This is a genomic window from Actinocrispum sp. NPDC049592 (assembly GCF_040675465.1).
In the GTDB taxonomy this organism is placed as follows: Bacteria; Actinomycetota; Actinomycetes; order Mycobacteriales; family Pseudonocardiaceae; genus Kibdelosporangium.
In genome coordinates, this window is sequence record NZ_JBFAPA010000016.1 from 303,536 (window position 1) to 312,323 (window position 8,788).

Genomic DNA, 8,788 nt, shown 5'->3' on the forward strand with positions numbered 1-8,788 from the left:
CCGTTCACGGTGGCGGCGGCGTGGCCGGAGGTGAGATGAACCGACGTGGATTCCTGGCCGGTGCGCTGGGCCTGGCGCTGACCGGCTGCACCAGCCCGAGGGTCGCGACGCCCGGGCAGCTGACCCTGTGGTGGTGGACCCGCGGCCTGTCGGAGAACGTGCTGGGCGAGGCGGTCCAGCGGTTCGCGAGCCTGAAGTTCGTGCCCGCCAACGTGGGCCACGACCTGCGGCCGAAGCTGATGGCGGTGCTGTCGGGCGACGCGTACGTGCCGGACATGACCATGGTCAACGACGACATCGCCGGGTACTTCGGTGACGCGGACCGGTTCGTCGACCTCAACACACTCGGCGCGGCGAGGCTGAAAAGCCAGTACCTGGACTGGAAATGGCAGGCGGGGTCCACACCGGACGGAAAGCTGCTCGGCTTCCCGCTGGACACCGGTCCATCCGCGATGTACTACCGGCACGACCTGTTCACCCAGGCGGGATTCCCGGCCGAGCCGGACGACGTGGCCCGCGCGGTGTCCACATGGGACGACTACTTCACCTTCGGCCAGGAGCTGATGAAGGCGCTGCCGGGCAGGTACCTGATCTCCGACGCCAAGCGCGTGTTCACCTACTCGATGGCCCAGGAGCCGCGGAAGTACCTTGACCGGCAGGGGAAGTTCATCGGCGACCAGGCGCATGTCCAGCAGGCCTGGGCTCGTGCGATCAAGTCCGTCCAATTGAGACTGACCGCCGGGTTGTTCGACAACGGCGCCGCCTCCGGCAGCGTCGACCAGCATGCGGCCTGGAACGCCGGGATCGAGCTGACCTTGATCAACGCCTCGTGGGCAACCAGCGAGATCAAGGAGTCCGCGCCGAGAACCGCTGGGGCGTGGCGGATCTGCCGCAGCCCGGGCGGCGCGGGCAACCAGGGCGGCTCGTTCATCACGATCACCTCGGCGTGTCCCCAGCCGGACAAGGCGTTCGAGATCATCTCCTGGCTGCTGAACCCGGACAACCAGGCCCGCAACTACGTGGACGCCGGGCTGTTCCCGTCCGCACCGGCGGCCTTCGGCGATCCACGTTCGGCCGCGCCGGATCCGTTCTTCGGCGGGCAGAACACCGCCGAGGTGTTCGGAAGGTCGGCCGGCGAGGTCAAACCCGCCTACTTCAGCGCGTACGACATCGACATCAGCAACATCTACACGGACGAGCTGGTGAACGTGGAATCCGCCGGCAAGAACCCGGACCAGGCCTGGCAGGACGCCCGTAAGGCGATCGACCGGCTGCTGCGCAGGCGAGGGGTGCTCTGATGGCCGCGAAACGCCTGCGCTACCTGCCGCAGTACCTGGCGATCTCACCGTTCTTCGTGCTGTTCGCGATCTTCGGCGTGTATCCGGTGCTCTATTCGCTGTACCTGGCGTTCCAGAAGTGGGACGGGATCGGCCCGATGCAGTTCGTGGGGCTGAAGAACTTCGAGTTCCTGGTGACCGACGCGGACTTCTGGAACTCAGTCGGCAACACGTTCATCATCTGGATCATGTCGACGGTGCCGATGACGGTGCTGGCGCTGCTGATCGCGGTCGGGCTGAACTCGTCGATCCGGTTCAGGGGGCTGTACCGGGTCGCGTACTTCGCGCCGAACGTGACGTCCATTGTGGCCATGGCGATCGTGTTCACCTCCGTGTTCTCCAACCAGTTCGGTATTCTGAACGCATTGCTGCGCGGGATCGGGCTGGACCCGGTGAGCTGGCTGACCGATCCGTGGGGCATCAAGGTGGCCATCTCGGTGATGATCATCTGGCGCTGGGTGGGCTACAACGCGATCATCTTCCTGGCCGGGCTGCAGGCGATCCCCGGCGAGGTCTACGAGGCGGCCCGGATCGATGGCGCCACCGCGGTTCAGACCTTCTTCCGGGTCACGCTTCCGTTGCTGCGCCCGGTGTTGCTGTTCTCAGTGGTGATGTCGGCGATCAACGGGCTGCAAATCTTCACCGAGGCGCAGGTTCTGGTCGGCCAGCGCGGCGGCCCGCAGGACGCGGGCATGACGATGGTCCTTTACTTCTACAACCAGGCTTTCACCGAGTCGGACTTCGGGTACGGCGCCGCGATCGCCTGGGGCATCTTCGTTCTGGTCGTGCTGTTCGCGATCATCAACTGGCGCGTGATCCAGCGCCCGGAACGCGCGGAGGTCCAGTGAACGCGACCCGGCGCGGCCGCTGGACCGGCGGCCTGGCCCTGCTGATCGGCGCGGTCATCGTGCTGTTCCCCTACTACTGGCTGGCCGTGATGGCCACGAACACCACGGCGGAGATCTACAGCACGCCACCGAAGCTGTGGTTCGGCTCGCACCTGTTCGAAAACCTCAGCGCGGTCTTCGCCAAGATAGACTTCTTCGGATCCCTGTTGAACACGGTGATCGTGGCCGTCGCCACCACGATCCTGGTGCTGTTCTTCGACTCCCTGGCGGCTTTCACGTTCGCCAAGTACAAGTTCCCCGGCGCCGGCCTGTTGTTCAACATCCTGCTCGCGACCTTTGTCGTGCCAACGCAGCTGGCCGCGATCCCGCAGTTCTCGATCATGGCCGCGTTCGGCTGGGTCGGCGACCTCAAGGCGTTGATCGTTCCCGCCGCCGCCAACGCGTTCGGGATTTTCTGGATGCGCCAGTACTGCCGCAGCGCCATTCCGGACGAGCTGCTCGAAGCGGCCAAAGTGGACGGTGCCGGGTTCTTCCGGACGTACTGGAGTGTGGCCTTACCCGTGCTGCGGCCCGCGCTGGCGTTCCTCGGGATCTTCACGTTCGTCAACGCCTGGAACGACTACCTGTGGCCGCTGATCGTGATGGTGGACTCGCGCAACGTGACCCTGCAGGTCGCGTTGAACCAGCTGAATGCCGTGTACGGCACCGACTACAGCCAGGTGATGGCGGGCACATTGGTCGCTGTCATCCCGCTGCTGGTGGTATTCCTGTTCGGGGCCAGGCATTTCATCAGGAACATCGCCGCGGGTGCGGTCAAGGGCTGAAAGGCGAGCATGTCCTACCTCGACGACGTATCACCCGGGTACGGCACACTTCCACCGCGCGCCTACTTCCAGTCCGACGCGCCTTCGCTGTCACTGAACGGTTCCTGGCGATTCCACCTGTCCGCGGGGCTGCATGACGCGCCCGACGGCATCGAACTGGACTCGTTCGACGACTCGTCGTGGTCCTCTTTGCCGGTGCCGTCCAACTGGCAGATGCATGGTCACGGAAAACCCGCTTACACCAACGTGTCCTATCCATTCCCGATCGATCCTCCTTACGTGCCTTCGGACAACCCGACCGGCGACTACCGGGTCACATTCTCCGTCCCCTGGGATGGGCCGACCTACTTGCGGTTCGACGGGATCGACTCGTGCGGGCGGGTGTGGCTGAACGGAACCGAGCTCGGGGTCACGCGCGGCAGCCGCCTTCCTGTCGAGTTTGACGTGAGTTCATTGCTGCGGCCGGGTGAGAACCTTCTGGCCGTGCGGGTACACCAATGGTCTTCCGGGAGTTACTTGGAGGACCAGGACATGTGGTGGCTGTCCGGGATCTTCCGGGATGTCACGTTGCTTTCGCGGCCCGTCGGCGGGATCGACGACTTCTGGTTGCGAGCGGACTATGTGGACGGTCAGGGTGTCGTGACCGTCGCCACGGATGCCGACGCCCGGCTCACCGTGCCTGCTTTGGGGATCATCGACCAGCCCGTCGACTCGCCGATTGCCTGCGGTCCCGTTTCTCCTTGGACCGCTGAGACGCCGGTGTTGTACTCGGGTGTGCTCGCCACCGCTAGCGAGCGAGTGTCGGTGCGGATCGGGTTCCGCAGAGTGTCCATTGAGGATGGTCAGCTCAAGGTCAACGGCAAGCGAATCCTGATCAAGGGCGTCAACCGGCACGAGTTCGACCCAGTCCTCGGCCGCGCAGTGACCTACGAGACCGCACTCGCCGACATCCTGTTGATGAAACAGCACAACATCAACGCCGTTCGCACCAGCCACTACCCGCCGCATCCGGCATTCCTGTCGTTGTGCGACGAGTTCGGCCTGTGGGTGATCGACGAGTGCGACCTGGAAACCCACGGCTTCACGCAAGTGGACTGGGAACGCAACCCCTCTGACGATCCAAAGTGGAGGGATGCGTACCTGGACCGCATGGCGCGCATGGTCGAGCGCGACAAGAACCACCCGAGCATCATCATGTGGTCCCTCGGCAACGAAGCCCACACCGGCAGCAACCTGGCCGCGATGTCAGCGTGGACCCGCACCCGCGACGCGACACGACCCGTGCACTACGAGGGCGACGCTGAGTGCTCCTATGTGGACGTCTACAGCCGGATGTACGCAACCCACGCGGAAGTCGACGAGATCGGGCGGCAACCGGGGATCCCGTTCATCCTCTGCGAATACGCGCACGCAATGGGCAACGGACCCGGCGGCATGCTCGAATACCGCGAGCTGTTCGAGAAATACCCGCGCTGCCAAGGCGGCTTCATCTGGGAATGGCTCGACCACGGCATCCTCCAGCACGGCGCGCGCGGCCCCTACTACGCGTACGGCGGCGACTTCGGCGAGCCGATCCACGACAGCACCTTCGTCATCGACGGCCTCCTCCTCCCCGACCGAACTCCCTCCCCCGGCCTGACCGAATTCGCCAAAATCATCGAACCCATCCGAATCACCCCCACTCCACCCCCAAGTCCCATCTCCCCCACCCCCATCTTCCCCCTCTCCCCCACCGCAACCTCCGCCACTGATTCCCCCACACACACCAGCATCCCCCGCCACTCCCAGGGGGGCGACCCCGATGCCAGTCTAGTGGGGGTGGGGGGCGCGGAGGGGGATTCGCGGGTGGGTGTGGATAAGTGGGGGGTGCGAGTGGCGAATTTGTATGACTTCGTGGGGCTTGAGCACGTTGAGTTTCGGTGGGTTGCGGAGGAGGACGGGCTGGTTGTTGGGCGGGGGGTGTTGGCGGTTCCGGAGGTGCGGCCTGGGGAGGCGGTCGATGTTCCGCTGCCGGAGCTTTCGGCGATCTGGTCACGGGACGTCCGTAGCGACCTGCGGTCGGAGCACCGCACAACACCAGACGCGGTCACAAACCCCCCGCCATCACAGCTACCGGCGATGCAGCCAGTGGACGCCAGCAGCGACCTGCGGTCAGAGCATCCGCAGGCAACACCAGACGCGGCCGCAAACGTCCCGGCGTCACAACTTCCAGCGATCCAGCCAAGGGACGCCGAGAGCAACCTGCACCCGGAACACCCGCAGGCAACACCAGACGCGGGCGGGAACGCCCCGGAGCCGCAACTTCCGGCGATCCAGCCAGGGGGCCCCGGCAGTGAGCCACCAGGGACGCAGCCGCGGGAGTTGTGGATAACAGTGGAGGCGGTGCTCAAGGAGGATGCTCCGTGGGTGGGGGCGGGGCATGTTGTTGGGTGGGGGCAGGTGCAGGTTGGGGCGTTGGGTCGTCGGGATGGTGGGCCGGGGGATGCGCTGGACTTCGACGGTGGGGTGTTGCTGGGGGTTCCGGTGGTCGCGCCGCGGCTGGATCTGTGGCGGGCGCCGACGGAGAACGACCGGGCCAGTGATGAGGCTCGGTGGCGGGATGCGGGATTGCATCGGTTGCAGCATCGGGTGATCACGGTTGATCGCAGCGACAAGGAGTTGCTGGTGCAGACGCGGGTCGCGCCACCGGCCCGCGCTTTCGGGATGTTCGTGACCTATCGGTGGACTGGGTCGCCCGATGCGGTACATCTTGAGGTGGGGATCGAGCCGGAGGGTGACTGGCCGTGTCCGTTGCCCCGGCTCGGCCTCAGGATGGCGGTGCCGGAAACCCTCGACAACGTCGAATGGTTCGGGCGCGGGCCCGGTGAGGCCTACGCCGACAGCCGGGAGGCCGCTCGGGTGGGCCGGTTCCGGATGACAGTTGACGAACTACAAACCCCGTACGTCTTCCCGCAGGAGAACGGCAACCGCACGGATGTGCGCTGGGTCGAGCTCAAAGACAGCCACCAAGGTCTCCGGATCGAGGGGAGTTTCGACTTCACCGCCCGCAGGTGGACCAGCGAGGACCTCGACAGGGCGACGCACACGCCCGATCTCGAACCCACCGGCTGGATCCACCTCAACCTGGACATCGCGCAGAACGGTCTGGGCACCGCCGCCTGCGGCCCGGGTGTGCTTCCGCAGTACCAGTTGCACGCCCGCCCGGCGACGATGAGCCTGACGTTCCGGCGGATCACACGGTGATGATGACCTTGCCGCGCGCGTGGCCCTGCTCGACGTAGTCCACGGCCTTGGCGACGGAGTCCAAAGTGTACGTTCGGTCGATGAACGGCGTGACCGAGCCGGACGAGACAAGCTCGGCCAGCGAGGCAAGGTCCTCGGCGGACGGTTCCGCCCGGACGACGACCATCCGTTGCGAAACAAAGGGATTCATCAGGGAGACCTTGGCCACGCGTGCCAGGCCGCCGACCCAGTGCCCGCCCGCACCGGTCGCGGACAGCAACACCCCGGACTTGGTGAGCACCCGCCGGCAAGCAGACAGTGAACGGCTGCCGGCGTTGTCCAGCACGACATCATAAGGTCCACTTTGGACGAAATCGGCGGACGTGTAGTCGATGACCGCGCAAGCACCCAGCGAGGAGACCAGCGAAACGTTGCCAGTGCTGCAAACGCCAGTCACGTCCGCCCCCATCGAACGAGCGATCTGCACGGCGAACGTCCCCACCCCACCCGCGGCCCCGTTGATCAGAACCGACTGCCCGGCGGACAATCCGGCCAGCCGGAACGCCTGCAAGGCGGTGAGCCCGGCGACCGGCATGGCGGCCGCTTCCTCGTAGGACAACGAAGCCGGCTTGGGACGAACCGCATCAGCGGGAACGCGAACATATTCGGCGAACGACCCCAACCCACCATGAGACCAGCTCACGCATCCGAACACCGAGTCCCCGGCCTTGACACCCCGGACAGCCGAGCCGGCCGAAGCCACCACACCGGCGAAGTCGGAACCCAGCCCCGACGTCTTCGGACGCGTCAACCCGAACATCAGCCGCATCAGGTAAGGGTCGCCGCGCATGAAGTGCCAGTCCAGCGGGTTGACCGAGGCCGCGCGCACCTGCACCAGGACCTCGTCGGGTCCGATCGAGGGAACCGGGATGTCATGTAACTCAAGCACATCCGGTGAGCCGTACTGGAAGTATCTGATGGCTTTCATTCCACACTCCGCAGAATCTGTTCGATGGCCGCCGTTCGCGTCCGCAGCTCGGCGAGGTCGGCGGCGACCCGCTGCTGGGTGTCCAATGTGTTCTCCGCGAGTTGTTCGTAGCGGCGGACCAGCTGGCGCAGGTCCTCCGCCTGGCTCGCGGCCAGCTTCTGCTTGCGGTAGTCGAACATGCTGCCGACCACCAGGATGATCAGGAAGCCGACCACGAGCACGATGGCGAGCAGCACGATCGCCTCCGGCCACGACGTCGCCGGGTTGTTGTCCAGCAGGTTCATCACTTCTCCAGGTCCGGCGTGGTCAGGGTCCTCGCGGCCTCGGCGATGGCCGAGGCGTTCAGCCGCAGCTGAAAATCGGTGACCTCGTAGTACTTCATGGCTTTGCCGTCGTCGGACAGCTCGAGGCTGCCCACGATCAGCCCGGCCGACTCGAGCTTGCGCAGGTGCATGTGCAGCAGCGGGCGGCTGACCCCGATCTCGCGCGCCAGCTGGCTCACGTAGTCACGGCCGCCGGCCAGCTGGGCGAGGATGCGCAGCCTGATCGGGTTGGCCAGGGCGGCCAGCATCTCCACCAGCTCGTCGCCCGTCACTGTCAGGTCCTCTCATCACGTGTCAGAAAATTATTACACGTGCCACGCGCGCTTGTCACGCATCGACCGGCAGGACCCGGCAACCGCGACGATGATGGGGACCATGCGACTGGACCTCAGCGGGAAGACGGCGCTCGTCACCGGATCCACTCAGGGCATCGGCCTGGCCATCGCCCAGAGCCTGGCCCGGGCGGGCGCGCGGGTGGCGGTCAACGGCCGCACCCGGGACAAGGTCGAGAAGGCGATCGAGGCCATCGAGGGGGACGCGATCAGCGCGCCGGGGGACATATCCACCGACGAGGGCACCGAGCAGGTGCTGCGGGCCGTGCCGGACGCCGACATCCTGGTGAACAACCTCGGGATCTTCGGCGCGCAGGATCCGCTGGAGATCACCGACGACGACTGGCGGCGGTACTTCGAGGTCAACGTCCTGGCCGCGGTCCGGCTGACGCGCGCGTACCTGCCGAAGATGACGGCGAAAGGGTGGGGCCGGATCCAGTACATCGCCAGCGATTCCGCGGTCGTGATCCCGGCCGAGATGATCCACTACGGGATGTCCAAGACGGCGCTGCTCGGCGTGTCCCGCGGGTTCGCCAAAGCGGCGGCGGGGACCGGCGTCACGGTGAACTGCGTGATGGCCGGTCCCACCCATACCGGCGGTGTCGAGGACTTCGTCTACCAGTTGGTGGACAAGGACCTGCCGTGGGACGAGGCGCAGCGGGAGTTCATGCGCAGGCACCGGCCGCAGTCGCTGCTGCAGCGCCTGATCGAACCCGAGGAGATCGCCAATATGGTGGTGTACCTCAGCTCCCCGCTCGCCTCGGCCACGACCGGCGGCGCGGTACGGGTCGACGGCGGCTATGTCGACTCGATCCTGCCCTAGGTGTTGCGGGTCATGAGGTTGGTGACGCGGGTGAGGGCCTGAGGATGGGGACGGGTCTTTCAGCGGCAGGATGAGAAGTACCACCAACTCG

At 65.9% G+C, this 8,788-nt stretch carries 8 protein-coding genes; 5 read left to right on the plus strand and 3 right to left on the minus strand.

Annotation, left to right across the window (positions count from 1 at the left end; genetic code table 11):
* The first annotated feature begins 35 nt into the window (after positions 1–35).
* The 4 genes from AB0J95_RS34890 to AB0J95_RS34905 are packed head-to-tail and all read left to right on the plus strand — an operon-like array spanning position 36 to position 6,252.
* On the plus strand, positions 36–1,298 hold the full coding sequence (locus tag AB0J95_RS34890; protein WP_364767750.1) for an extracellular solute-binding protein: 1,263 nt from the start codon (positions 36–38) through the stop codon (positions 1,296–1,298).
* The gene (locus AB0J95_RS34895) at positions 1,298–2,185 is read left to right on the plus strand and encodes a sugar ABC transporter permease (protein ID WP_364767753.1); all 888 of its coding nucleotides are present in this window, start codon (positions 1,298–1,300) and stop codon (positions 2,183–2,185) included. The genes AB0J95_RS34890 and AB0J95_RS34895 overlap by 1 nt, the downstream gene beginning before the upstream one ends.
* Complete coding sequence (locus tag AB0J95_RS34900) at positions 2,182–3,009, plus strand: carbohydrate ABC transporter permease (RefSeq protein WP_364767756.1); 828 nt, start codon at positions 2,182–2,184, stop codon at positions 3,007–3,009. Before AB0J95_RS34895 ends, AB0J95_RS34900 begins: the two co-directional genes overlap by 4 nt.
* Before the next feature lie 9 nt (positions 3,010–3,018).
* Positions 3,019–6,252, plus strand: coding sequence for a glycoside hydrolase family 2 TIM barrel-domain containing protein (locus AB0J95_RS34905; RefSeq protein WP_364767759.1), 3,234 nt, complete (start codon positions 3,019–3,021; stop codon positions 6,250–6,252).
* Here AB0J95_RS34905 and AB0J95_RS34910 read toward each other — a convergent pair.
* From AB0J95_RS34910 to AB0J95_RS34920, 3 genes are read right to left on the minus strand one after another with little or no spacing between them, the layout of a single operon-like run.
* Positions 6,242–7,219: an NAD(P)-dependent alcohol dehydrogenase gene (locus tag AB0J95_RS34910; protein WP_364767762.1), complete on the minus strand. Its 978-nt coding sequence runs from the start codon at positions 7,217–7,219 to the stop codon at positions 6,242–6,244. The genes AB0J95_RS34905 and AB0J95_RS34910 overlap by 11 nt on opposite strands.
* The gene (locus tag AB0J95_RS34915; protein WP_364767765.1) at positions 7,216–7,503 is read right to left on the minus strand and encodes a hypothetical protein; all 288 of its coding nucleotides are present in this window, start codon (positions 7,501–7,503) and stop codon (positions 7,216–7,218) included. The genes AB0J95_RS34910 and AB0J95_RS34915 overlap by 4 nt, the downstream gene beginning before the upstream one ends.
* Positions 7,503–7,814, minus strand: a complete 312-nt coding sequence (locus AB0J95_RS34920) for a winged helix-turn-helix domain-containing protein (RefSeq protein WP_364767768.1) — start codon at positions 7,812–7,814, stop codon at positions 7,503–7,505. The genes AB0J95_RS34915 and AB0J95_RS34920 overlap by 1 nt, the downstream gene beginning before the upstream one ends.
* A gap of 103 nt (positions 7,815–7,917) precedes the next feature.
* Here AB0J95_RS34920 and AB0J95_RS34925 point away from each other — a divergent pair, with 103 nt between their 5' ends.
* Positions 7,918–8,697: an SDR family oxidoreductase gene (locus AB0J95_RS34925; RefSeq protein ID WP_364767771.1), complete on the plus strand. Its 780-nt coding sequence runs from the start codon at positions 7,918–7,920 to the stop codon at positions 8,695–8,697.
* Positions 8,698–8,788 lie beyond the last annotated feature (91 nt).

Excerpts from the sequence above, each read along its gene's own strand:
- AB0J95_RS34890 (WP_364767750.1), top strand. The coding sequence starts at position 36 with ATGAACCGACGTGGATTCCTGGCCGGTGCGCTGGGCCTGGCGCTGACC.
- AB0J95_RS34895 (WP_364767753.1), top strand. The coding sequence starts at position 1,298 with ATGGCCGCGAAACGCCTGCGCTACCTGCCGCAGTACCTGGCGATCTCA.
- AB0J95_RS34905 (WP_364767759.1), top strand. The coding sequence starts at position 3,019 with ATGTCCTACCTCGACGACGTATCACCCGGGTACGGCACACTTCCACCG.
- AB0J95_RS34910 (WP_364767762.1), bottom strand. The coding sequence starts at position 7,219 with ATGAAAGCCATCAGATACTTCCAGTACGGCTCACCGGATGTGCTTGAG.
- AB0J95_RS34915 (WP_364767765.1), bottom strand. The coding sequence starts at position 7,503 with ATGAACCTGCTGGACAACAACCCGGCGACGTCGTGGCCGGAGGCGATC.
- AB0J95_RS34925 (WP_364767771.1), top strand. The coding sequence starts at position 7,918 with ATGCGACTGGACCTCAGCGGGAAGACGGCGCTCGTCACCGGATCCACT.